The sequence below is a fragment of the Brevundimonas sp. Marseille-Q4549 genome (assembly GCF_976940555.1).
Genome location: NZ_CDRHXG010000001.1, coordinates 319,695 through 342,355, shown reverse-complemented (window position 1 = coordinate 342,355; position 22,661 = coordinate 319,695). Strand labels below are relative to the sequence as shown.

General features: G+C 68.0%; 24 protein-coding genes. 17 read left to right on the top strand and 7 right to left on the bottom strand.

From position 1 onward, the window contains the following. Positions 1 to 6: 6 nt before the first annotated feature. Positions 7 to 441, bottom strand: a complete 435-nt coding sequence (locus tag ACWPV3_RS01830; protein ID WP_453976612.1) for a pilus assembly protein N-terminal domain-containing protein — start codon at positions 439 to 441, stop codon at positions 7 to 9. Positions 442 to 679: 238 nt separating this feature from the next. Here ACWPV3_RS01830 and ACWPV3_RS01825 point away from each other — a divergent pair, with 238 nt between their 5' ends. From ACWPV3_RS01825 to ACWPV3_RS01785, 9 genes are all read left to right on the top strand, one after another. Continuing rightward, positions 680 to 856, top strand: a complete 177-nt coding sequence (locus ACWPV3_RS01825) for a Flp family type IVb pilin (RefSeq protein ID WP_453976611.1) — start codon at positions 680 to 682, stop codon at positions 854 to 856. Between the two features lie 101 nt (positions 857 to 957). Further along, entirely contained in the window at positions 958 to 1,476 is a 519-nt protein-coding gene (locus ACWPV3_RS01820; protein ID WP_453976610.1) for an A24 family peptidase, read from the top strand. A gap of 141 nt (positions 1,477 to 1,617) precedes the next feature. After that, positions 1,618 to 2,538, top strand: coding sequence for a Flp pilus assembly protein CpaB (cpaB, locus tag ACWPV3_RS01815; RefSeq protein WP_453976609.1), 921 nt, complete (start codon positions 1,618 to 1,620; stop codon positions 2,536 to 2,538). A gap of 20 nt (positions 2,539 to 2,558) precedes the next feature. Beyond that, positions 2,559 to 3,968, top strand: a complete 1,410-nt coding sequence (locus ACWPV3_RS01810) for a type II and III secretion system protein family protein (protein WP_453976608.1) — start codon at positions 2,559 to 2,561, stop codon at positions 3,966 to 3,968. 8 nt (positions 3,969 to 3,976) lie between these two features. Beyond that, positions 3,977 to 4,654 (top strand): CpaD family pilus assembly lipoprotein, encoded by a 678-nt coding sequence (locus tag ACWPV3_RS01805; RefSeq protein ID WP_313452427.1) that lies wholly within the window; start codon positions 3,977 to 3,979, stop codon positions 4,652 to 4,654. 4 nt (positions 4,655 to 4,658) lie between these two features. Next, positions 4,659 to 6,221, top strand: coding sequence for an AAA family ATPase (locus ACWPV3_RS01800; RefSeq protein WP_453976607.1), 1,563 nt, complete (start codon positions 4,659 to 4,661; stop codon positions 6,219 to 6,221). 180 nt (positions 6,222 to 6,401) lie between these two features. Beyond that, positions 6,402 to 7,859 (top strand): CpaF family protein, encoded by a 1,458-nt coding sequence (locus ACWPV3_RS01795; protein WP_453978484.1) that lies wholly within the window; start codon positions 6,402 to 6,404, stop codon positions 7,857 to 7,859. Between the two features lie 4 nt (positions 7,860 to 7,863). Next, on the top strand, positions 7,864 to 8,844 hold the full coding sequence (locus ACWPV3_RS01790; RefSeq protein WP_453976606.1) for a type II secretion system F family protein: 981 nt from the start codon (positions 7,864 to 7,866) through the stop codon (positions 8,842 to 8,844). A 10-nt stretch (positions 8,845 to 8,854) separates the two neighbouring features. Continuing rightward, positions 8,855 to 9,841 (top strand): type II secretion system F family protein, encoded by a 987-nt coding sequence (locus tag ACWPV3_RS01785; RefSeq protein WP_292088733.1) that lies wholly within the window; start codon positions 8,855 to 8,857, stop codon positions 9,839 to 9,841. Between the two features lie 23 nt (positions 9,842 to 9,864). Here the strand turns inward: ACWPV3_RS01785 and ACWPV3_RS01780 are convergent, their stop codons facing one another. Both ACWPV3_RS01780 and ACWPV3_RS01775 read right to left on the bottom strand, forming a co-directional pair. After that, positions 9,865 to 10,296 carry an SRPBCC domain-containing protein gene (locus tag ACWPV3_RS01780; RefSeq protein ID WP_453976605.1) on the bottom strand — a complete coding sequence of 144 codons (432 nt, stop codon included), beginning with the start codon at positions 10,294 to 10,296 and terminating at the stop codon, positions 9,865 to 9,867. 42 nt (positions 10,297 to 10,338) lie between these two features. Continuing rightward, the gene (locus ACWPV3_RS01775) at positions 10,339 to 10,689 is read right to left on the bottom strand and encodes a hypothetical protein (RefSeq protein WP_453976604.1); all 351 of its coding nucleotides are present in this window, start codon (positions 10,687 to 10,689) and stop codon (positions 10,339 to 10,341) included. 87 nt (positions 10,690 to 10,776) lie between these two features. Between ACWPV3_RS01775 and ACWPV3_RS01770 the strand changes: the two genes are divergently transcribed. Next, positions 10,777 to 12,090 carry an amidohydrolase gene (locus ACWPV3_RS01770; RefSeq protein WP_453976603.1) on the top strand — a complete coding sequence of 438 codons (1,314 nt, stop codon included), beginning with the start codon at positions 10,777 to 10,779 and terminating at the stop codon, positions 12,088 to 12,090. Positions 12,091 to 12,130: 40 nt separating this feature from the next. Here ACWPV3_RS01770 and ACWPV3_RS01765 read toward each other — a convergent pair whose 3' ends face one another. Both ACWPV3_RS01765 and dapE read right to left on the bottom strand, forming a co-directional pair. Beyond that, entirely contained in the window at positions 12,131 to 12,577 is a 447-nt protein-coding gene (locus ACWPV3_RS01765) for a hypothetical protein (RefSeq protein WP_453976602.1), read from the bottom strand. A gap of 189 nt (positions 12,578 to 12,766) precedes the next feature. Next, on the bottom strand, positions 12,767 to 13,954 hold the full coding sequence (gene dapE, locus ACWPV3_RS01760; RefSeq protein ID WP_453976601.1) for a succinyl-diaminopimelate desuccinylase: 1,188 nt from the start codon (positions 13,952 to 13,954) through the stop codon (positions 12,767 to 12,769). Between the two features lie 42 nt (positions 13,955 to 13,996). Between dapE and ACWPV3_RS01755 the strand changes: the two genes are divergently transcribed. After that, a complete protein-coding gene (locus ACWPV3_RS01755; RefSeq protein ID WP_453976600.1) occupies positions 13,997 to 14,473 on the top strand; it encodes a cupin domain-containing protein in 477 nt (158 codons plus the stop codon). After that, complete coding sequence (locus tag ACWPV3_RS01750; protein WP_453976599.1) at positions 14,470 to 15,762, top strand: MFS transporter; 1,293 nt, start codon at positions 14,470 to 14,472, stop codon at positions 15,760 to 15,762. Before ACWPV3_RS01755 ends, ACWPV3_RS01750 begins: the two co-directional genes overlap by 4 nt. Positions 15,763 to 15,842: 80 nt before the next feature. Here ACWPV3_RS01750 and ACWPV3_RS01745 read toward each other — a convergent pair whose 3' ends face one another. Beyond that, positions 15,843 to 16,868 carry a 2'-deoxycytidine 5'-triphosphate deaminase gene (locus ACWPV3_RS01745; RefSeq protein ID WP_453976598.1) on the bottom strand — a complete coding sequence of 342 codons (1,026 nt, stop codon included), beginning with the start codon at positions 16,866 to 16,868 and terminating at the stop codon, positions 15,843 to 15,845. Positions 16,869 to 16,949: 81 nt separating this feature from the next. Between ACWPV3_RS01745 and apaG the strand changes: the two genes are divergently transcribed. Next, positions 16,950 to 17,357: a Co2+/Mg2+ efflux protein ApaG gene (apaG, locus tag ACWPV3_RS01740; protein WP_313452810.1), complete on the top strand. Its 408-nt coding sequence runs from the start codon at positions 16,950 to 16,952 to the stop codon at positions 17,355 to 17,357. A gap of 334 nt (positions 17,358 to 17,691) precedes the next feature. Here apaG and gcrA read toward each other — a convergent pair whose 3' ends face one another. Beyond that, positions 17,692 to 18,225: a cell cycle sigma 70 cofactor GcrA gene (gcrA, locus tag ACWPV3_RS01735; protein ID WP_453978483.1), complete on the bottom strand. Its 534-nt coding sequence runs from the start codon at positions 18,223 to 18,225 to the stop codon at positions 17,692 to 17,694. A 296-nt stretch (positions 18,226 to 18,521) separates the two neighbouring features. Here gcrA and ACWPV3_RS01730 point away from each other — a divergent pair, with 296 nt between their 5' ends. From ACWPV3_RS01730 to argF, 4 genes are all read left to right on the top strand, one after another. Next, a complete protein-coding gene (locus tag ACWPV3_RS01730; RefSeq protein WP_453976597.1) occupies positions 18,522 to 19,355 on the top strand; it encodes an ABC transporter permease in 834 nt (277 codons plus the stop codon). A 55-nt stretch (positions 19,356 to 19,410) separates the two neighbouring features. Continuing rightward, the gene (locus ACWPV3_RS01725) at positions 19,411 to 20,412 is read left to right on the top strand and encodes a M28 family metallopeptidase (RefSeq protein ID WP_453976596.1); all 1,002 of its coding nucleotides are present in this window, start codon (positions 19,411 to 19,413) and stop codon (positions 20,410 to 20,412) included. A 114-nt stretch (positions 20,413 to 20,526) separates the two neighbouring features. Further along, positions 20,527 to 21,720 (top strand): acetylornithine transaminase, encoded by a 1,194-nt coding sequence (locus tag ACWPV3_RS01720; RefSeq protein ID WP_453976595.1) that lies wholly within the window; start codon positions 20,527 to 20,529, stop codon positions 21,718 to 21,720. A gap of 23 nt (positions 21,721 to 21,743) precedes the next feature. Next, positions 21,744 to 22,658, top strand: coding sequence for an ornithine carbamoyltransferase (gene argF, locus ACWPV3_RS01715; protein ID WP_453976594.1), 915 nt, complete (start codon positions 21,744 to 21,746; stop codon positions 22,656 to 22,658). The last annotated feature ends 3 nt before the right edge of the window (positions 22,659 to 22,661 follow it).

The following is a 22,661-nucleotide window of genomic DNA, read 5'->3' as shown; positions in this document are numbered from 1 at the left end:
CGGGGATTACGGCGCCGTGGCGGCGGCGCTGCTGGCGGGCAGGGTGCGGACGCTGGGCGCGCAGGACGCCGCGCACGTCATTTCGGTGGCCTGGGCGCCGCGCCAGACGCGGACCGAGCCGGTCGAGCCGCCGGTGACGACGACTTCGCGCTGGAACAGGGTGCGGCCGACGCCGTCCACGGCGACGACTTCGGTCACGCCGTACCCCTTGCCGACGATGAACAGGGTGTTGGCGTCCACGACCGAGACATCGGCGATCTGGGGATTGGCCACGATGACCGACGCGGCGGCGCCGCGAAGCTGAATCCGCGCGGATCGGTCGATTTCGACGTTCAGGGCGCCGTTCTCGGCGCCGCTGCGCGCCTGGGCGGTCGGCGGCGTCAGGACTAGGGGAGCGACGATCAGGGCGGCGGCCAGCAGCGCGGCGGAAGGGCGTGACATCGGCGGCTCTTCAAAAGGGCGCGCAGGGGCGCGGACGCACGCATGATGCGCGACATTTCCTCAACAAAGGCTGAAGCGCCGCCATGAGAATTTTCTTTGGTAAATTCGTGCGTAACCACGACTCGTGACTCAGGCTTAACGAGCGCGTGGCATTGTCATCCTGCGTTTGGGGGTCAAGCGGGCCACCGGCTCCCCCCGCCAAAGTAGCTCGCTAGACTTTTTTGAAAAGGAATTACCCATGACCAAGTTCATCTCGCGTTTCGCCAACGACGAATCGGGCGCCACCGCCATCGAATACGGCCTGATCGCCGCCCTGATCGCCGTCGCCCTGATCACCGTTCTGGGCACCATGAGCGGCAAGCTCAGCCAGACCTTCACCAAGGTCGCCAATACCCTGGACACCGCCTCCAAGTAAGGCGCGACCAATAACAACAAGGGGGGGCTGGCGCGAAAGCGCCAGCCCCCTTTCCTTTGTCGGAAACCGAAACTTAAGTCCTGTCAGGCAGGATCGAGATCATGGATGCTCTTCTGCTAATCTTGCTCGGCGTGTTTCCGGCCTTGGTCATCGTCGGCGGTCTGAACGACCTGACGACGATGAAAATCCCGAATTGGATATCCTTGGCGCTCGTCGGCGTGTTCCTCCCCGCCGCGCTTCTGGCGGGCGTCGCGCCGATGGACATCGCCGTCCATGTCGGTGTCGGCGTGGCGGCCCTGCTGGTCGGCATGGCGATGTTCGCCCTGAACTGGATCGGCGGCGGCGACGCCAAGCTGCTGGCGGCCGGCTGCCTGTGGATGGGGGTCTCGGGCGTCCTGCCCTTCCTGGTGTGGACCGGCGTGGCGGGCGGCGGGCTCTGCCTGCTGCTGATGAGCGCGCGGGCCTATTATCCGATGGTCGCGCCTTCGCTGTCCCAGGCCTGGGTGGCCCGCCTGATGCAGCCCGGGGGCGATATTCCCTATGGCGTCGCCATCGCCGTCGGTGCGTTGATGGCTCTTCCCGAAAGCGGCGTGGTCCTCGCCTATATCGCCGGCCGTTGAGAGGTCTTCGTCTCGGTCGTCGACTCCCGCAGACCGGCGTTCCGGGCCGCTTAGGAAGCGTTAACTCTCAAGCCTCATGATTGTTAACGGCAGGGTGCGGGGGAACCCATCCGCGTCTTCACGCCTGCCGGAGACCTCTGGATGAAGCCCGCCCGCATCGTCGTCATCTGCATCGCGGCCGTATCGGCCATCGGCCTTGCCCTCGTCGTCAGGGCTATGGGTTCGTCGTCGCATCAACCCGCCGCGCCCGCCGCCGCCGCCCCCGTCGAGGTGCGGCCGATGACCCGAGTGCTGGTGGCGAACGCCGACCTGACGCCTGGCAAGCGCCTGACCGAGGCGGACCTTCAGTGGAAGGACTGGCCCGTCGACGAGGTCGATCCCAGCTTCATCACCGACGGCTCCAACACCGCCCCGCCCAAGGACGCCAAGCCGACCGACGCCGCCGCCAAGGCCGACGCCGCCGTGCAGCGGGTGGCGCGCGCCGCTTCCGACCTGGCCGGGCCGGGCGTGAAGTCCGACTATATCGGTTCGGTCGTGCGCGAACGCATCCTGGCGGGCGAGCCGATCCTGCCGCGCAAGATCGTCCGCGCCGGCGACAGCGGCTATATGGCCGCCTATCTGGAGCCGGGCATGCGGGCCATGGCCATCGGCGTCACCGTGGAATCGGCGGCCGGCGGTTTCATCCTGCCGGGCGACCGCGTCGACGTGGTCATGACCCGCGAGCTGGATACGCCCTCGGCCGAGGGCGGGACCTCCAAGAAGGCCTATGCCTCGGACGTCGTCATGCAGAACATCAAGGTCCTAGCCATCGACCAGACCACGCGGGCGGGGCCCGACGCCCAGTCGGTGGTCGGGGCGACCGCGACCCTGGAGGTTCGCCCCCAGGACGCCGAACTTCTGGCCAAGGCCAAGTCCGAGGGCGAACTGTCCCTGTCCCTGCGCTCCTACGCCGACACCGGCGGGCCGTCCGGATCGGTCGGTCGCCGCGCGGCCGACGTGTCCGCGCCGCGATCGGTCCGCATCTATCGCGGCGGCGCGCCTGAGGTGGTGGTGACGCCATGAGAACCTCGATGATGCGCCCGATGATGCGAAAGACCGCCGTGCTCGCCTGCGCCCTTCTGACGGCCGGCGCCCTGGCCCCGGCCTCCGTGGCCCAGACGCGCGCCGCCGTGGCGATGGGAACCGCGCCGCAGATGATCAATCTGCCGCGCGGCACCTCCTTCGCCGTGGACCTGCCGGCCGACGCGCGCGACGTGATCGTGTCTAACCCGCAGGTGGCCGAGGCCATGCTGCACTCGCCGCGCCGCATCACCGTGATCGGCGTCGCGCCGGGCGAGACGGACGCCGTCTTCCTGGACGCCGCCGGTCGCACCATCCTGACCCTGCGCATCCGCGTCGACGCCGGCGTCAGCGCCCTTCAGGACACGCTGAACCGCGTCGTTCCCGGCGGCCGCATCCACGCCGAAGCGGTCAATGACAGCATCATCCTGACCGGCGCGGCGGCCAGCCCGTCCCAGGCCGATCAGGCGCGTCGCGTCGCCTCCGCCTTCGTCTCGGCTCCTGAGAAGGTGGTCAATCTGATCTCGGTCGTCGGCTCGGACCAGGTCACCGTCAAGGCGCGCATCATGGAGGTGCAGCGCTCGGCGGTGAAGCAACTGGGCCTGGACGTCAGCGCCGTCCTGAACACCGTGGGCGATGGCCTCAGCTATGGTCAGTCCAGCACCTTCGGCGTCAACGGCAGCCAACTGGGCGGCGGCATCCTCCGTTATCTGGACCGCAGCGGAAGCGGCAACAGCCTGTCCACCAGCCTGCGTGCGTTCGAACGGGCGGGTCTGGTGCGGACCTTGGCCGAGCCCAACCTGACCTCCGTCAACGGGGAGAACGCCGAATTCCTGGCCGGCGGCGAGTTCCCGGTTCCCGTGTCGCAGAGCGGCGACGCGACCTCGACCAAGGTGACGGTGGAGTTCAAGCCCTATGGCGTTCGTCTGGCGGTCCGTCCCATCGTGCTGTCCGAAGGCCGTATCTCCCTGCAACTTTCGACCGAGGTGTCGGAACTGACGAACCAGGGAGCGTTCACCCTGAACGCCACGGCGAACTCGGCCCTGGTCATTCCGGGCCTGTCGGTCCGGCGCACCTCGACCACGGTGGAGCTGCCGTCGGGCGGTTCGCTGATGATCGCGGGCCTGCTGAGCGAGAATACGCGCCAGAACATCGACAAGCTGCCCGGCGCCGGCGATGTGCCGATCCTGGGCGCCCTGTTCCGGTCGCGCGACTATGTCTCGGGCGAGACCGAACTGGTGGTCATCATCGAGGCCTATCTGGCGTCGCCGACCGCGCCGGGCCGTCTCCAGACCCCGGCCGACGGGCTCCAGGTCGCCAGCGACGCCCAGAGCATCTTCTTCGGCCAACTGACCCAGAGGTACGGCAGTCCGGCGCCCGGCACGGCTTCCGTTACCGGCTGGAAGGGGCCCGTGGGATACGTGATCGAATGAGGCGCGCCGTGAACGACCGATCCGCTGTCTTGAGCCGCATGCTCGCCTTGGCCGCCTGCGCCGGGATGGTTTCGGCCTGCGCTTCGACCGGCGCCCTGCCGCCGCCGCTGACTCCGACCTCGCGCTATGTCCTTCAGGTCGAGCCCGGCATGGACCGCATCGCCCTCGCCGTGCACGACCAGGGCCTTTCCGGCAATCAACAGGCCGCGCTGGCGGCGCTGGCCGGTCGCTTCGCCGCGTCGCGCGCCGACGTCATCCGGGTCGAGGCGCCGGCGGGCGACGATCCCGCCGCGGCCCGCGCCGCCTGGGGCGTCCGCGACGCCCTGGCCGCGCTGGGCGTCCCCGCCGAACGGGTGCAGGTCACCGCCTATGCGGCGCCCGATCCCCGCGCGCCGGTCCTGGCCGGGTTCGAGGTGCTGACCGCCCATGTGCCGAACTGCGCCGAGGCACAGCGCGCCTCCGTCTCCAGCTTCTCCAACCAGCCTTCGGCCGCCTTCGGCTGCGCCGTGACGGCCAATCTGGCGGCCCAGATCGCCAATCCCCGCGACATTGTCGCCCCGGCGGCCATCGACGCCGCCGAAGCCGGACGTCGCGCCAAGGTGTTCGACACATACCGAGCGGGCACGCCGACCTCGGCCCCTCAGGAGCCGCTGGTCAACGGCCGTATCTCGCGGGCGGTGGACTAAGACCATGAACACAGCCTCCGCTCCCCGCGCTTTCGAGGCCTTCGACGATGGCTTCGACGTCGATATGGACTTTTCGGAGCCCGCCGCCGGTGCGGCGGAGCCTGCAGCGTCGGCCTTGCGCTTCACCGCTCCGCCAGCGGCCCAGCCGGCGTCCGACGCCGCCACCGTCCGACAGGCCCTGACAGCGGCGGACGTGGGACAGGCGGACATGATCCCGGTCGCGCCGGCGGCCGCGCCTGCGACGCACGTCGAACTGGCGCCTGCGCCTGCGACCTTTCAGGAGCCCCTGCCGGTCTCGTCCGGCCTGGCTCCGGTCGGCGCCATCGGCGAGGTGTCGGTGCCGCGCATCGCCATCCACGTCTTCGCCGAACGTCAGGACACCCTGGCCTCGGCCGAACGCGCCGCCCAGGACCGCCGCCTGTCGCGCGCCACGACCCAAATTCGCGTGGGCGGTATCGCCGCCGCCGTCGAAGCCTATCGGCACGAACCGACGCCGCCGCTGATCATCGTCGAATGCCTGCGCGATCCGCAGGGCCTGCTGAACGAGATCGACACCCTGGCCGAGGTCTGCGACGCGGGCACCAAGGTCATCGTCGTCGGGGCGACCAACGACATCCTGCTGTTCCGCGAACTGATGCGGCGCGGCGTCAGCGAATATCTGGTCACGCCGTTGCAGCCGTTGCAGCTGATCGCGGCCATCGGCGGCCTGTTCAACGACCCGGCTCAGCCCTTCGTCGGTCGCTCGATCGCCTTCGTCGGCGCGCGCGGCGGGGCCGGGGCCTCGGCCGTGGCGCACAACACCGCCTACGCCATCTCCGAGCGGATCGGCGCCAATACGGTCATCGTGGACTATGACCTGCCGTTCGGCACCGCCGGCCTGGATTTCAACCAGGATCCGCTGAACGGCGTCGCCGACGCCCTGAGCCAGCCGGACCGCCTGGATTCGACCCTGCTGGACCGGATGATGATCCGCTGCACGGACAAGCTGAGCCTGTTCGCCGCTCCGGCCAGCCTGGACATGGATTTCGACATCTCGACCGAGGCGTTCGAGGAGGTCACGACCCGCATCCGCTCCACCGCCCCCTTCGTGGTGCTGGACCTGCCGCACCTGTGGTCGCCCTGGATGCGTCGCACCCTGATCAGCGCCGACGAGGTGGTGGTGGTGGCGACGCCCGACCTGGCGTCCTTGCGCAACGCCAAGAATATGATCGATCTGATCCGCCACGGGCGGCCGAACGATGCGCCGCCGCGCCTGGTCCTGAACCAGGTGGGCGTGCCCGGCCGGCCTGAAATCCCGGCCAAGGATTTCGGCGCGGCCCTGGGCGTGCACCCCAGTCTGGTCATCCCGTTCGACGCCAAGACCTTCGGTTCGGCCGCCAACAACGGCCAGATGATCCTGGACGCCGGCGCCAAGACCAAGGCCGCCGAGGCCTTCCAGACCCTGGCCCAGATCGTGTCGCGGCGCGAACTGCCCGCCGTCGCCGGACCCAAGGCCAAGCCGGGCAGGACGCCCAAGGCGGCGGGCGAATCGAAGTCGCTGTTCGCCTCCATGTTCAAGAAGCGCTGACGCGTGTTCGGAAAGCGTACAGGTCAGCCTGGCGGATCGACGGCGCCGGTGCGTCCCGCCCCGCCGCCCGCCGGCGGGGCCGAGGCCGTGTCGGTCTTCACCGCCGCGCCTGCGTCGCCCGCGCCGGTCGGCGGCTTCGATTTCGACGAGCTTGACGCCCCTCCCCAGGCTTTCGCCGCCGTGGATCGGGGGGGCGAGCCGGCGCCGCAGACGGCGGATCGTCTGGACGCCCTGGCCGCCCGGCCCAAGCCCGCGCCCGAGTCGCCGCGCCCCTCGGCCAAGCCGCCCGGCGCCGGCCCCAAGCCCACGGCGGGCCTTGAGCAGTTGAAGAAGGCTCAGGCGGTCGCCGAGATCGTCCGGGAACAGAGCGACTACTATCACGCCACGAAGACGACGATCTTCAACGCGCTGATGAACACCATCGACCTGGCCCAGCTGGCGCATCTGGACCAGAAGGCCGCGTCCGAGGAAATCCGCGACATCGTCGCCGAACTGGTGGCGATCAAGAACGTCTCCATGTCGGTCGCCGAGCAGGAGCATCTGGTTCAGGACATCGTCAACGACGTCCTGGGCTATGGTCCGCTGGAGCCGCTGCTGAGCCGCGATGACATCGCCGACATCATGGTCAATGGCGCCGGACGGGTCTTCATCGAGGTCGCGGGCAAGGTCCAGCTGACCAATGTCCGTTTCCGCGACAACACCCAGCTGATGAACATCTGCCAGCGGATCGTGAGCCAGGTCGGCCGCCGCGTGGATGAAAGCAGCCCCATCTGCGACGCCCGTTTGCCGGACGGTTCGCGCGTCAACGTCATCGCCCCGCCGCTGGCCATCGACGGCCCGACGCTGACGATCCGGAAGTTCAAGAAAGACAAGCTGACGATGAAGAACCTGGTGGAGTACGCCTCCATCAGTCCCGAGGGAGCGCGCGTCCTGGGCGTCATTGGCGCATCGCGATGCAATCTGGTCATCTCGGGCGGCACTGGATCTGGCAAGACGACCCTGCTGAACACCCTGACGGCCTTCATCGACCCGACGGAGCGGGTCATCACCTGCGAGGACGCCGCGGAGCTGCAACTGCAGCAGCCGCACGTGGTGCGTCTGGAAACCCGCCCGCCGAACCTGGAAGGCCAGGGCACGATCACGATGCGGGATCTGGTCAAGAACTGCCTGCGGATGCGTCCCGAGCGGATCATCGTCGGCGAGGTGCGCGGACCCGAGGCGTTCGACCTGTTGCAGGCCATGAACACCGGCCACGACGGCTCGATGGGCACGCTGCACGCCAACAGCCCGCGCGAGGCCATCAGCCGGATGGAGTCCATGATCACCATGGGCGGCTACGGCCTGCCGTCCAAGACGATCCGCGAGATGATCGTCGGCTCGGTCGACGTCATCATCCAGGCCGCCCGCCTGCGCGACGGTTCTCGCCGCATCACCCACATCACCGAAGTCGTGGGCCTGGAAGGCGATGTGATCGTGACGCAGGACCTGTTCGTCTACGACATCACCGGCGAGGACGAGAACGGCAAGATCATCGGCCGTCACCGCTCGACCGGCATCGCCCGTCCCCGCTTCTGGGACCGCGCCCGATACTACGGGCTGGAGCGCGAGTTGGCCGACGCCCTGGACGCGGCGGAGTAGGACGATGCTTCCGATTCTCGCCGCCGTTCTGGCCTTCATCACCATCGGCGGATTGGGCTGGGTCTTCGTCGGCGGAGACGATTCCTCGGCCCAGGCGATCAAGCGCGCCCAGACCCTGGGCGAGGTCAAGAAGAACGCGGCCCTGGCGCGCAAGACCGCCGCCGCCGCGAACACGCCCGAGGCCCGCCGCAAGCAGATCATGCAGCAGTTGCAGGAGGCCGACCGCCGCGACCGCAAGGCGCGCACCAGCATGGCCTCGCGCCTGCAGCAGGCGGGTCTGGGCATGAGCGTGCGGACGTTCCACATCGTCGGCGCCGTGATCGGCGTCGTCGCCGCCCTGGTCACGTTGTTGCTGGGTCTGCACATTCTGCTGGCCCTGGGCGTGGGCCTGATCTTCGGCCTGGGCCTGCCGCGCTGGGTGGTAGGCTTCCTGGGCAAGCGCCGAGTGAAGAAGTTCTCTCTGGAGTTCCCCAACGCCATCGACGTCATCGTGCGCGGCATCAAGTCGGGCCTGCCCGTCCATGAGTGTTTCAAGATCATCGGCCGCGAGAGCCCGGCGCCGCTGGGGCCGGAGTTCAAGACCCTGAGCGAAGGCCTGGCCGTGGGGCTGTCGCTGGAGCAGGCGCTGGAGAAGATGTTCGTGCGCATTCCGACGCCCGAACTGCGCTTCTTCACCATCGTCATCGCCATTCAGCAGAAGACAGGCGGCAATCTGGCCGAGGCGCTCGGCAATCTGTCGGCCGTGCTGCGGGCGCGGCGGATGATGGGCGAGAAGATCAAGGCCCTGTCGTCCGAAGCGCTGGCGTCGGCCGGCATCATCGCCAGCCTGCCGCCGGCTGTGATGCTGGCGGTCATGGCCATGAGCCCCTCCTACATGATGCCCATGTTCACCGACATTCGCGGCAACTTCCTGCTGCTGTTGGCGGCGGCGCTCATGGGAACCGGCGTCTTCGTCATGAAGCGCATGATTTCGTTCAAGTTCTGAGGCGAGGATCGTGGAAGGTTTCATTCGCTTCATCACCGACCCGCAGAACCTGCTCAGCCTCGGCGTCGGGGTGCTGGTCTTCGCCACGGTCTTGACGCTGCTGTCGTCGATGACCGGCGGCGTCAAGCTGGACAAGCGGATGAAGGCCGTGTCGGAACGGCGCGACGATCTGAAGCGGCGCTCGCGCGCGGCGCTGGCTGCGGGCGGCGGGCCGGGCGGCCTGCGGCACACCGACGAGGGGTTCAAGAAGCGCGTCGTCGATCGCCTGAACCTGACCAAGCTCCTGGAGGATCCCAAGGTCGCCGACCAGATGGCCCAGGCGGGCTTTCGCGGCCCGCGCCCGCTGACGACCTTCTATTTCTTCCGCTTCGCCTCGCCGTTCATCTTCTTGATCGTGGCGGCCTTCTACATGTTCGTCATCAAGGTCGTGGACTGGCCGACGATGAACAGGGTGACGCTGTGCTTTGCGGCGGCGGTGGCGGGCTTCTATGCGCCGAACCTGTATCTGCATAACCGGATCAGCAAACGCCGCACCTCGATCATGCAGGCCTTTCCCGACGCGCTCGATCTGCTGCTGATCTGCGTCGAAGCGGGCATGTCGATCGAGGCCGCCATCACCAAGGTCAGCCAGGAGATCGGCGCCTCCTCCATCGACCTGGCCGAAGAACTGTCGCTGCTGTCGGCCGAGCTCAGCTATCTGCCCGACCGTCGAATGGCCTATGAAAACCTGGGCAAGCGCACCAACCATCCAGGCGTGAAGGGGGTCGTCACCGCCATGACCCAGGCCGAGGTCTATGGCACGCCGTTGTCCACGGCCCTGCGCGTCATGGCCAAGGAAAACCGCGAACTGCGCCTGTCGGCCGCCGAAAAGAAGGCCGCCGCCCTGCCGGCCCAGTTGACGGTGCCGATGATCCTGTTCTTCCTGCCGGTGCTGTTCATCGTCATCCTGGGCCCCGCGATCCTGAACGTCATCGACATGATGAAGAACGGCGGCTAACGCTCGGTCCCTCAGGCCGGGATTCAGCTTTCCGCCGCCGCCTTCAATCGCCGCACGATGTCCTCATGGGCCTTGGCCAGCGTCGCCTTGTGCTTGTCCAGGTACAATTCGCCACGCAGACCCGCGAACTTCAGCGCCGACGAGACGATGCAACTGCCCTTCTCCATCTCCTCGATGTCGATGTAGCGCAGGGTGCGGAACAGAAATCCCCGGTTCTCGGTCCAGACCAGCCGCACATAGGGCCGCCAGTCGGCCACCCGCGCCGTCGCACGCCGTTCGCCCATATCGGGATAGGACTCGATCAGGGTCAGGGCGGCGCCGAAGCCGATCCTGCCCACCGGTTCGCGCTCATAGGGGTTCCATTCGCCCCAGCGGGACAGGTCCGAGACCAGGTCCCACAACCGGTCGGAGGTGGCCCGCACGCCGGCGCGCTTTTCGATCTTGGTGTCGTCCATGGGCCCGATCTGGCACGGCTTCGCGCCCGAAGGAAGGCGTTTTCAGCCCGGATCGGCCGGCTTGCGCCGACGGCCGTCGTCGAGGCCCAGCAGGGACTTGACCTCGAACAGGTCCGATCCCGCCGGCACGATCAGCAGGTTCTGCGGCCGCGCCGCGTTCACCGCCACCACCGCCCGCTTTGGACAGATGTCGAAACAGTCGACGCCCGCGACCGTCAGCTCGCCTTTGCGCCCCTTCTTGCCCGTCTTGAGGTGCAGATATTTGCGCAGCGCCTTCTTCAGCGTCAGGTCGCCGTCGGGGCCGAAGCCGCCATCCAGCTTCTTGGAGCATTTGCGGCAGACCAGCACGACGTCGCGCCATTCGGTGGAGGTGCTCTTGATCGGCCTGGCCATTAAACGATGATCGTCGAGCGATGGTGGTTGCACAAGCGCGCGCGGCGCCCTCACCATCGGCGAAACGAAATTTCACGGGATCGTCACATGCGCCGTCTGCTCGCCGTTTCCGCCCTGGCGTTGATGCTGTCCGCCGGGGCCGTTCACGCACAAGCCGCGCCGCCCGTCTCGGCCCAGGCCGTGGATGCGGCGGTCCAGCGCATCCTGCCGCGCGTCACCGCCTGGCGCCGCGATCTGCATCAGCATCCCGAACTGGGCTTCAACGAGACGCGCACGGCGGGCGTGGTGGCCGATCACCTGCGCGCCCTGGGGCTGGAGGTTCGCACCGGGGTCGGCAAGACGGGCGTGGTGGGCGTATTGCGCGGCGGCCGCCCCGGCCGGGTCGTTGCCCTGCGCGCCGACATGGACGCCCTGCCGGTGCAGGAGGCGACGGGCCTGGCCTTCGCCTCGACCGCCACGGGGACCTATATGGGCAACACCGTGCCGGTCGCCCACGCCTGCGGCCACGACATGCATGTGGCCATGCTGATGGGCGCGGCCGAGATTCTGGCGGGGATGAAGGACCAGATCGCCGGAACCGTCGTCTTCGTCTTTCAGCCGGCGGAGGAGGGCGCTCCTCCCGGAGAGCCCAAGGGCGGGGCGGCCCTGATGATCCAGGACGGCGCGCTGAACGATCCCAGGCCCGAGGCCATCTTCGGCCTGCATGTCGTGCCCGGGCGGCCGGGCAGCGTCTTCTATCGGCCCGAGGGTTTCATGGCGGCCTCGGACCGAGTGGATATCAGCCTGAAGGGCAAGCAGACGCACGGCGCCTGGCCCTGGCGTGGGGTGGATGTGATCGCCGTGGCGGGCCAAGTGGTCGAGACGGTCAACACCCTGACCGCCCGCACCATCGATCCGACGACGACCCCGACCGTCTTCACCATCGCGACCATCAACGCCGGGGTCCGCTACAACATCATCCCCGACAGCGCGACGCTGTCAGGCACCCTGCGCACCTTCGATACGGCCCAGCGCGACGCCCTGGTCGCCCGCGCCGAAACCGCCATCGACCACGTCGCCGAAGCCTACGGCGCCACCGCCGAGTTCGGCGTCAAACAGAACGCGGCCCTGGTTTTCAACGACCCCGGCCTGTCCGCCTGGCTGGCCCCGGTCCTGACCGAGGCGGCGGGCGAGGGGAACGTCAACCCCGCCACGCCCCCGACCACGGTGGCCGAGGACTTCAGCTATTTCCAGCAGGTCATCCCCGGCGTCTTCTACCACCTGGGCGCCAGCCCCGACGGCGCCGATCCCGCCACCTCCGCACCCAACCACTCGCCGGAGTTCTCACCGAACGAGAAGGTCCTGCCGCTGGGGGTGAAGACGCACGTCCTGACGGCGTTGCGGTTCTTGGAGCGGAGTTAGGCGGGACGATTGCACCGGAAGGCGATGTCGCAAACCGACCCTAAGGAGATGTTGAACGTCCGAGGCCAAAGAAGCGTTGAGCGGCCTCCACGATCCGACTGCGCAGACTGATAGCGCGGCCATCGCCACCTGTGAGCCTTTCCCTTCGAGCGCGCTCGTGATGCGCGAAATATTCACCGTACTCGCCACGCCGATCAAAATGCTCGGGGGAAAATCCTTCCGGCTGCAGTTCGATGGAGCGAGCCTCCATCCGCTCTGCACGGGCAGTCCACTCGACTTCATCGCCAAGGCAGAAGGGGAATAGTCCACCCATTAGGGCGGCTACGTGGAGAAACTCGGCATCCTGAGACTGCTCTCCGCCGAAATATTCGAAGATGGCTGACCAGAGTTCGTCTATATCTGGATCGTAATCCATGCCCGTCACGAACGATGGGTCCGCCCAGTGCATCCAAACGAAGTAGAGCAGATGGAGCGCGTCTTCGCGCAAGAATGACCCGCTCTGCCAAGCTGATTTTAGCCGCCTGTACTCCGCTTCCATTGGACCCCTCGACCAAGCGCGCACTGATCGAGTGTGGCCCGATCGACGTCCGCTTGCCACCCCTTTCGGACACTCGGAAAGTCCAGGTTAGGTGGATTAGTGGGCTAGGCTCTACACTACGAACAGCAGAGGCCGCGCCTACAGCCGCTCGAACACCGTCTCGATCACCCGGCGATAGACGGCCGTCAGCGTCTCCAGCTCAGCCGTCGGCACGCGTTCGTCGATCTGGTGCATGGTCTGGCCGACCAGGCCCAGTTCCAGCACCGGGCACAGGGCGCGGATGAAGCGGGCGTCGGAGGTGCCGCCAGTGGTGGAGGCCTCGGGGCGGCGGCCCGTCACGGCCTCGACCGCGTCCTGCACCGCCTCCACGAAGGCGCCCGGCTCGGTCAGGAAGGCCTCGCCCGAGCACAGGTGCTCCAGGGTGATCTGAAGCCCGGTCACGGCCTGCATGGCCCCGGCCTCGCGGTTCAGCCAGTCGATCAGGCCGTCGCCCGTATGGGCCGGGTTGAAGCGGATGTTCAGTCGCGCGGTCGCCTGGGCCGGGATGATGTTGGTCGCCGGATTGCCGATGTCGATGGTGGTGATCTCAAGGTTCGACGGGGGAAAACCCTCATAGCCGTCGTCCAGCCCATGATCGTTCAGCCGCGTCACCAGCCGGGCGATCACGGGCGCCGGATTGGCCGCCCGCTCGGGATAGGCGACGTGGCCCTGTTTGCCCTGGACCGTGATCCAGGTGTTCAGCGAGCCGCGCCGCCCGACCTTGATCATGTCGCCCAGCTGTTGCGACGAGGAGGGTTCGCCGACGACACAGGCGTCGATGACCTCGCCCTCGGCGGCCAGGGTCTCCACCACCCGTTTGGTGCCGTGCAGCGCCGGGCCTTCCTCGTCGCCGGTGATCAGGAAGGACAGGGAGCCTGCGGGTTCGCTCTCGGCCAGCACCTGCGACACGGCGGCGACCCAGGCGGCGATCCCCCCCTTCATGTCCACCGCGCCGCGACCATAGAGGACGCCGTCGCGGACTTCGGCGTTGAAGGGTTGCGACGACCACTGCTCCGACGGGCCGGTCGGGACCACGTCCGTATGGCCGGCGAAACACAGGTTGGGCGAGGCGGTCCCGCGCCGGGCGTACAGGTTCTCGATCCGCGCATGAACGCCCTCGCCTCCCGGTCCCTCGAAGGCCAGACGGCGGCAGGTGAAGCCCAGGGTCGTCAGATGCCGTTCCAGCACGTCCATCGCCCCCTCGTCGGCGGGCGTAACGGAGGGAATGCGGATCAGGTCGCGGGTCAGTTCGACAGGATCGATAACGGGAGTTGATGCGCGGCTCATGCGGCTATGCTTTACGGACATCGCGCAACGGCGAGAAGTCCCATGCCCAAGATCGACATCGACAGCGCGCCGAGAGGCGACGGCACGACCTATCCCGACGAATTCGCCAGCCCCTGTCTGCCACGCCGCCGCTGGAAGCTGGGCGATGCGGCGGGCCTCAGCCAGTTCGGCGTCAACCTGCTGCGCCTGCCCGACGGCGCCTGGTCCAGCCAGCGGCACTGGCACCAAGCCGAGGACGAGTTCGTCATGGTGGTCGAGGGCGAGGTCGTCCTGATCGAGGACGACGGCGAGACGGTGCTGCGCGCCGGCGACTGCGCCGGCTTCAAGGCCGGCGTGCCGAACGGCCACCGGATCGAGAACCGATCCGGCCGTGAGGCGGTTCTGCTGGAGGTCGGCACGCGCAGCCCGACTGTCACCCCTTGCGACTACCCCGACATCGACATGGTCCTGCCTGCGGGCGCGGATCGCTACTTCCACCGCGACGGTTCGCCCTATCCGAAGTTCCCCAGACGCACGTGAGCCCCGAGCCCCCCGACCCCCCCCCCGCCGCCCCGCCCGTTCCGCCATCGCCGCCAGACGGCCCCGCCAGCCCGTGGGGCCTGCGCGATTTCCGCCTCCTTTGGTTCGGGCGGGTGGTGGCGGTGCTGGCCATCCAGATCCAGTCCTCGGCCCTGTTGTGGCAGGTCTATGAGATCGCCCGGCGGGATCACCCGATCGAACAGGCCAGCCTGTATCTGGGGCTGGTGGGCCTGTGTCAGTTCCTGCCGCTGCTGGCGTTCACGCTGCCTGCGGGCGCGATGGCGGATCGGCGCGACAGGAAGCGCACGGTGTGGATTTCCATTCTGGTCGAGGCGGCCTGCGCGGGATCGTTCCTGGCCATGGCCCTGCACGGCGCGCCGCCGCTGTGGGGGCTGCTGGCGGTCGCCGCCGTGTTCGGGGCGGCGCGGGCGTTTCTGGCCCCGGCCAGTCAGGCCTTCCTGCCCATGGTGGTGGGGCGAAAGGCCCTGCCGCCCGCCATCGCCGCCCAGTCCATCGCCTTCCAGACCGGGGCCATCGCCGGTCCGGCCCTGGGCGGGGTGATCGTGGGGGTCAATGTGCCCCTGGCCTATGCGGTGTCGCTGGGGATGTTCCTGATGGGCGTCGCCGCCTTCATCCTGATCCGCACCGGCGGCAAGCCGGCGCCCCAGCCCAACGCCCTGTCGCCGGTCGAGTCCGTCAAGGAGGGGCTGGCCTATGTGTGGAAGACCAAGATCGTGCTGGGCGCCATCTCGCTGGATCTGGTGGTGGTGCTGCTGGCGGGCGTGGCCCTGCTGACGCCGATCTTCGCGCGCGACATCCTGCATGTGGGGCCGCAGGGGTTTGGCCTGCTGCGCGCCGCCTTCGGCGTCGGGGCCATGGTCATGGCCATCTATCTGAGCCGCTATCCGATCGTGCGGCACGGCGGGACCTGGATGTTCGCGGCGGTGGCGGTGTTCGGCGCCTGCACCATCACCTTCGGCCTGTCCCGGATCGTCTGGCTGTCGGGCCTGGCGCTGTTCATCGGCGGGGCGGCGGACATGATCAGCGTCAATGTGCGCCAGACCCTGATCCAGCTGGCCACGCCCGATCATATGCGCGGGCGGGTGTCGTCGGTGTCCATGCTGTTCATCGGCGCCTCCAACGAACTGGGCGAGGCCTATTCCGGTCTGATGGTGCGCCTGCTGGGCGCCGTGGGCGCGGCGGTGTTCGGCGGCTGTGGCGCGCTGGCCGCGACCGGGGCTTGGTCGTGGATGTTCCCGGGCCTGAGGAAGGCGGATCGACTCAGTTGACTGGTTAGTGGCGAGTGACGAGTAGCGAGGCGAAAGCGGCCAACTCGTCACTCGCCGCTAATCGCTCGCCACTTTCGGCCTCACCACACCCTGAAATGCTTCGACAGTTTCAGGCCCTGGTTCTGATAGTGGCTGCCGCTTTCGCCATAGAGGCGGCTGGGGCGTTCGGTCAGGGGTTCATAGACCAGGCGGGCGACGATCTGGCCGTGTTCAAGCAGGAAGGGGGTGTCGTGGGTGCGGACCTCCAGCACGCCCTTGGAGCCCGCGCCGTGCGCCTCGTCCGTGCCGAAGCCGGGGTCGAAGAAGCCGGCGTAGTGGACGCGGAACTCGCCAACCGACGGATCGATAGGGGTCATTTCGGCGGCCTGATCGACGGGGATCTCCACGTCGTCGGACGAGGCCAGGATGTAGAACTCGCCGGGGTCCAGCAGCAGCTCGCCGCGACGTAGGCTCAACGGCTCCCAGAAGTCGCGCGGGTCGTGGCCGTCGATGTGGTCCAGATCGACCACGCCCGCATGGCGGCGGCCGCGGAAGCCGACGATGTCGCCCCCCTGAAGGTCGACGCCGACCGAGCGTGTCTCCAGCTTGGGCGGATCGCCCGCCTTCAGCCGCAGCTGGTTCAGGCGGGTGCCGGGGCGGACCAGGATGGAGAAGGTCTGGGGCGCGACCTCCATATAGAGGGGGCCGTCATAGCCCTCCGCCACATCATCGAAACTGGCGCCCTGATCGGTCAACAGGCGCACGAAGACGTCGACGCGGCCCGTCGAGCTTTTCGGATTGGCGCGGGCGATCAGCCCCTTGGGCAGGTGCAGCCGCTCCTGCAGACGCACGATATAGACGCAGCCCTTTTCCAGGACGACGCCGGCGTCGGTGATCTCGATGGCGTGCATGGCCACGTCGGCGATCCGTTCCTCGACCTTGCGGCGGCCGGGCAGGAAGGAGGCGCGCACACGCCAGGCCTGGTCCGACAGGCGCAGGTCCAGACTGGCGGGCTGGACCTGGTCGTGATCGAACGCAGTGTCGGACGTGATGGCGCACGTCGCGATCAGCGTCTCGATGGATTGGGCGGGAAGGATGCCGGGGCGCGGCGCCTGGAAAATGCTCATGGCGTCTGTCTCACACGGATTTCACGACTTGTCTTCAAGTCGCGCTTGCAGCCCGCGCGCGGCGGGGCGAGCATATAGCCCATGCACGATGGTCCTGCCTATAGCGCCGAAACGAACGGCATCCTGATCCGGGTGCGGCCCTCCTATCTGGCGGGGCAGTCGGACCCCGAGGCCGGGCGCTGGGTCTGGGCCTATCAGGTCGAGATCGTGAACCTGTCGGGATCGACGGTGCAGCTGATGGCGCGGCGATGGACCATCACCGACGCCCACGGCCATGTCGAGGAGGTGCGCGGCCCCGGCGTGGTCGGCGAACAGCCGGTGATCGCGGCGGGCGCCAGCTATGCCTACGCCTCGGGCTGTCCGCTGCCGACCGACAGCGGCTCGATGGTCGGCGCCTATTTCATGACGGATGCGGACGGCCGCAGTTTCGAGGCGGACATTCCGGCGTTTTCGCTGGATACGCCGGGCGCGCGGCGGGTGTTGAACTAGTCCCGATCTCTTTGGGTCGTCATTCCGGGGCCGAGCGTAGCGAGGAACCCGGAAGCCAGGGCCTCGGCAGCGCTGCTGAACGCATCCAATGCCGGATGCCCGCCTCCTGGGTTCCGGGTTCGTCCTTCGGACGCCCCGGAAGGACGTCGTCGGGCGAAGGCGGATGGGGCTGCGTCAACCCGGATGAACCGCAGCCCCGCCCCCTGAAATCTCGCCGGCTTGCTTGCGCGAGCCGGCGAGGGGGAGGTCGGCTCCATAAGGAGCATCTGTGTCAGGATCGTGAGACCCCGCGCGAAGCGCCGCGCTCAAGTAGCGCGAAGCGCGGTAGCGCCTCTTAAATGTAGCGCCGCAGGCTGCGGGCCAGGTCGGACGAACCGTCCTTGCCGCGCTTGACCTGGGGTTGGTAGGCGACGCGGGCGTGTTCGACGCAATAGACGCCTTCCGAGGCGCGGCGGCCGCAAAAGCTGAACTCGCGCGAGGACGGGTCGCCGATCGGCCATTTGCACATATGGGCGCCCAGGGTCATGACCGTGGCGGTGCCCGGCAGGTCCGGGATCGGAGCGGGCGCCGGGGCGGCGGGCTGGACCAGCTTGGGCTGCACCGCTTCCAGACGGCGCGGGGCCGGAGGCTGCGCCGGGGCCGGCGTCGCGGCGGCCGGGCGCGGGCGGGCGGTGCGGAAGGTGGCGGCGGTGCGCGCCGGCTGCGAGGGCGCGGCCCGGCCCGACAGGCCCAGGCGGTGCACCTTGCCGATCACGGCGTTGCGGGTCACGCCGCCGCCCAGTTGTTTGGCGATCTGGCTCGCGGACTGGCCTTCCAGCCAGAGCTTCTTCAGGGCGCCTACGCGGTCGTCGGTCCAGCCTGCGGTCATGCCGTCCTCCAGCGATTCAAGATTCAACATCTAGGTTTTCGCCTCCCCTCCGGAGGCTTGACCCACAACTAATCGTAAACCAGCCGTTAAGAGGCGCAAGATGTGCGAATCATCCTGTCCACAGAAACCAGATATTGAATCATCGTTAAGGTTAAGGCGGTTTCGAGTGGCGAGCTGGGCGCGTTCGCCGGTCCTGAGCCCTCCATTCGCCGTGGTTCGCACTTTTCGGGCGCCCGCGCCGGCTCGGCGCTCCCCCTCCCTTGCGCAGCAAGGTCCCAAAGCGCATCTGGCGGGCCATGACCGAGCCGACGTCCGCCCTGATCGCCACCCGTCCTTCCGGCCTGCCGCAGCCGCGGCGCTATCCGGGGATCAACTGGATCGGGGTTCAGACCCTGTATCTGCGCGAGGTGCGCCGGTTCTGGAAGGTGGGCGCCCAGACGGTGGCCGCGCCGGTGGTGACGACCCTGCTCTATATGCTGGTCTTCGTGGTGGCGTTGCAGAACGCCCGGCCGCCGCTGCACGGCACGCCCTTCGCCCTGTTCGTCGCGCCCGGCCTGATCATGATGGCCATGCTGAACAACGCCTTCGCCAACGCCTCGTCCAGCCTGATCCAGGCCAAGATCATGGGCACGGCGACCGACTTCCTGACCCCGCCGCTCAGCCCGCTGGAGCTGACGCTGGGCTTTACGCTGGGCGCCGCGACGCGGGGTCTGGCGGTCGGCCTGGTCACGGCGATCTGCGTCCTGCCCTTCGCCCCGCTGCACATCGCCAATCTGTTCGCGGTGATCTGGTTCGCCCTGGCGGCCAGCTTCATCATGGGCATGGTGGGGGTTCTCGCCGGGCTGTGGAGCGAGAAGTTCGACCATCTGGCGGCGGTCCAGAACTTCGTCGTCATGCCGATGACCTTCCTGTCGGGCACCTTCTATCTGGTCGACAACCTGCCCGAGCCGTTCCGGTCGATCAGCCTCTTCAACCCCTTCTTCTATCTGATCGACGGTTTCCGTTACGGCTTCATCGGCCATGCCGAGAGCAATCTGACGGTCGGCGTGATCGGCTCGGCCGTGCTGATGGTCGCCATGGGGACGATCTGCTGGCTGGTGTTCCGCTCGGGCTGGCGGCTGAAGAGCTAGCCTCCGAAGGGTCGGGTCGTTACCAAAGGGGAAACACCCTTCGGAGATGTCCGCCATGCTGTTCCGCTCGCTCGTCGCCGTCTCTGTCCTGCTTGCCGCGTCGCCCGCCCTGGCCCAGGAGGCGCCGGTGCAGTCCGGCGACCACGCCGACCTGGGCGCGGCGGCCGGCCGTTTCGTCGTGCCGACCAACGCCGAGCGGACGCGGGTCGTCGTCGACCTGCTGACCGAGGCTGGCCTGAAGGCCGAGATCCAGACCTTCCAGGGCGGCAACGACCGCACCGGCCCGATGGAGGGCGCCAACGTCGTGACCACGGTGGGCGAGGGGCCCGCCGACATCGTCCTGACCGCCCACTACGACGCGGTGAAGCTGCGCGACGGCGCCCTTTCCCAGGGCGTTGTCGATAACGCCGGTTCGGTCCTGGCCCTGATCCAGGCCGCCGCGGCCCTGAAGGAAGGGCTGGAGGGTCAGCCCGTCGCCTACCGCTTCGTCTTCGTCTTCACCGACCAGGAGGAGTTGGGTCTGATCGGAGCCAAGAACTTTCTGGAAACCCACGGCAAGGACCGCATCGCCGCCGTCATCAACGCCGACGTCGCAGCCTATGGCGAGACGGTCATGTACGGCGAGAACAACGGTGAACAGTCGGCCTTCGTCCTGGCGGCCCTGCGCGGCCTGTGCGCCGAACGCGCCTTCGACTGCGTGGCCTTCCCGAACTATCCGCCCAGCGACGACCGCGTTTTCTCGGCCGCCGGCGTGCCGGTCGTTTCGCTGGGAACCCAGGACGCGGTCGGCGCCCACCAGATGTGGCTGGCCTTCAACGGCGGCCGGGACAACGGCCTGAAGGAGGGCTTCGTCCCGCCGGTGTTCCAGCGCATCCATTCTACCGAGGACCGGCTGGCCTATTTCAACGGCGACGATGTGGCGCGCTTCGGTCTGTTCGTCGCCGATCTGGCGCTGAAGCTGTCGGCGCAGCTGGACGAATATCGGCCCGAGCCCGACGAGGACGCGCCCGCGGTCGAGGCCCCGGCCGCGCCGAACGCGGCGCCCGAAGCGCAGTGAAGGTGCGCCGGCGCCGGTGTTGACTAAGCCCGCCGCTCGTCCGACAAGGCCAGTCCCTATATCGGCTCCGTCGCCCAGCGGCGGAGCCGTCTCGCTTTTGGAGGTCTTGGTCCCGTGTCCACTGAACATCTGATGGGTGTCTACAATCGCGCGCCGCTGGAAGTGGAACGCGGCCGAGGCGCGCGTCTGTGGGCGACCGACGGGACCGAATACCTCGATTGCGTCGCCGGCATCTCGACCAATGGCCTGGGCCACGCCCACCCCGAACTGGTTCAGGCGGTCAAGGACCAGGCCGAGAAGCTGTGGCACGTGTCCAACATCTTCCGCATTCCGGGACAGGAAGCCCTGGCCGACGCCCTGTGCGACGCCAGCTTCGCCGACGTGGTCTTCTTCACCAACTCGGGCACGGAAGCCGTGGAATGCGCGCTGAAGACGGCTCGCAAATATCACTCGGCCAACGGCCAGCATGAGCGGATCGACATCTACGGCTTCGACGGTTCTTTCCACGGCCGGACCTATGGCGCGATCAACGCCGCCGCCAACCCCAGCTACACCGAGGGCTTCGGCCCGCCGATGCAGGGCTTCCACCAGCTGAAGTGGGGCGACAAGGACGCGCTGAAGGCCGCGTTCGAGAACCCGACCACGGCCGCCGTCATCCTTGAGCCGGTCCAGGGCGAGGGCGGGTGCCGCGAAACGCCGGTCGAGGACCTGCGCTGGATGCGCCAGATGGCCGACGACAACGGCGTGCTGCTGATCTTCGACGAGGTCCAGTGCGGCATGGGCCGGACCGGCAAGCTGTGGGCGCACGAATGGGCCGGGATGGCGCCGGACATCATGGCGGTGGCCAAGGCGCTGGGCGGCGGCTTCCCCATCGGCGCCTGCCTGGCCTCGGCCAAGGCGGCCAAGGGGATGACGGTGGGCGTCCACGGCTCCACCTTCGGCGGCAATCCGCTGGCCATGGCGGTGGGTCAGAAGGCCCTGTCGCTGATCAACACGCCCGAGACGCTGAACAACGTCAATGAGATCGCTGGCTATCTGAAGCAGCAACTGGCGGGCCTTCAGGAACGATTCCCCGACGTGATCGCAGACGTGCGCGGCAAGGGCCTGCTGATCGGGGTCAAGCTGGTCCCGAACAATCGCGAGTTCATGGCCCTGGCGCGCGATACGCAGCAACTGCTGGTCGCCGGTGGCGGCGACAACTGCGTGCGCCTGCTGCCGCCCTTGAACCTGACGCTGGAAGAGGCGCGCGAGGCCGTCGCCCGCTTCGAAGGCGCCTGCCAGGCGGCCCGCGAAAAGCTGGCGGCGTGATCACACTTCTGCGGAGCTAGACGATGGTCCGGCACTTCCTCGACATTTACCGGCTCGACGCCGCCGATCTGCGCGCCATTCTGGATGACGCCCATGCCCGCAAGGCCGCCCGCAAGGGCTGGCCCCAGGGGCGGGCCGACGCCGACGCCCCGGCTAGGGACCGCGTCCTGGCCATGATCTTCGAGAAGAATTCGACCCGCACCCGCTTCAGCTTCGACGCGGCCATTCGCCAGCTGGGCGGTTCGTCCATCATCGCCACGGCCGCCGACATGCAGCTGGGCCGCGGGGAGCCGGTCGAGGACACCGCCAAGGTGTTGTCGCGCATGGTCGATGCGGTGATGATCCGCGCCAACGACCATGAGGACGTCGAACGCTTCGCCCGCGTTTCGACCGTGCCGGTGGTCAACGGCCTGACCGACCGTTCGCACCCGTGCCAGATTCTGGCCGACCTGCAGACGATCGAGGAACACGTCGGCCCCGTCGCCGGCAAGACCATCGCCTGGATCGGGGACGGCAACAACGTCTGCCACAGCTTCATGCACGCGGCGCCCAAGTTCGGTTTTCATCTGAACGTCGCCTGTCCGGCGGAATATCATCCCGATCTTCGTGATCTGGAGAAGGGCGGGGCGTCCGTGACCCTGACCTCGGACCCGCGCGAGGCCGTTCTGGGCGCCGACGTGGTCGTGACCGACACCTGGGTGTCGATGGGCGATCAGGATTACGAGGCGCGTCTGGCCGCCTTCGAACCCTATACGGTCGATGACGCCTTGATGGAGGCGGCCGCCCCAGACGCCGTCTTCCTGCACTGCCTGCCCGCCCACCGCGGCGAGGAAGTCACCGACGCCGTCATCGACGGTCCCCGCTCCCTGGTCTGGGACGAGGCCGAAAACCGTATCCACGCCCAGAAGGCCGTCCTGGCCTGGTGCTTCGGAGGGTGAACG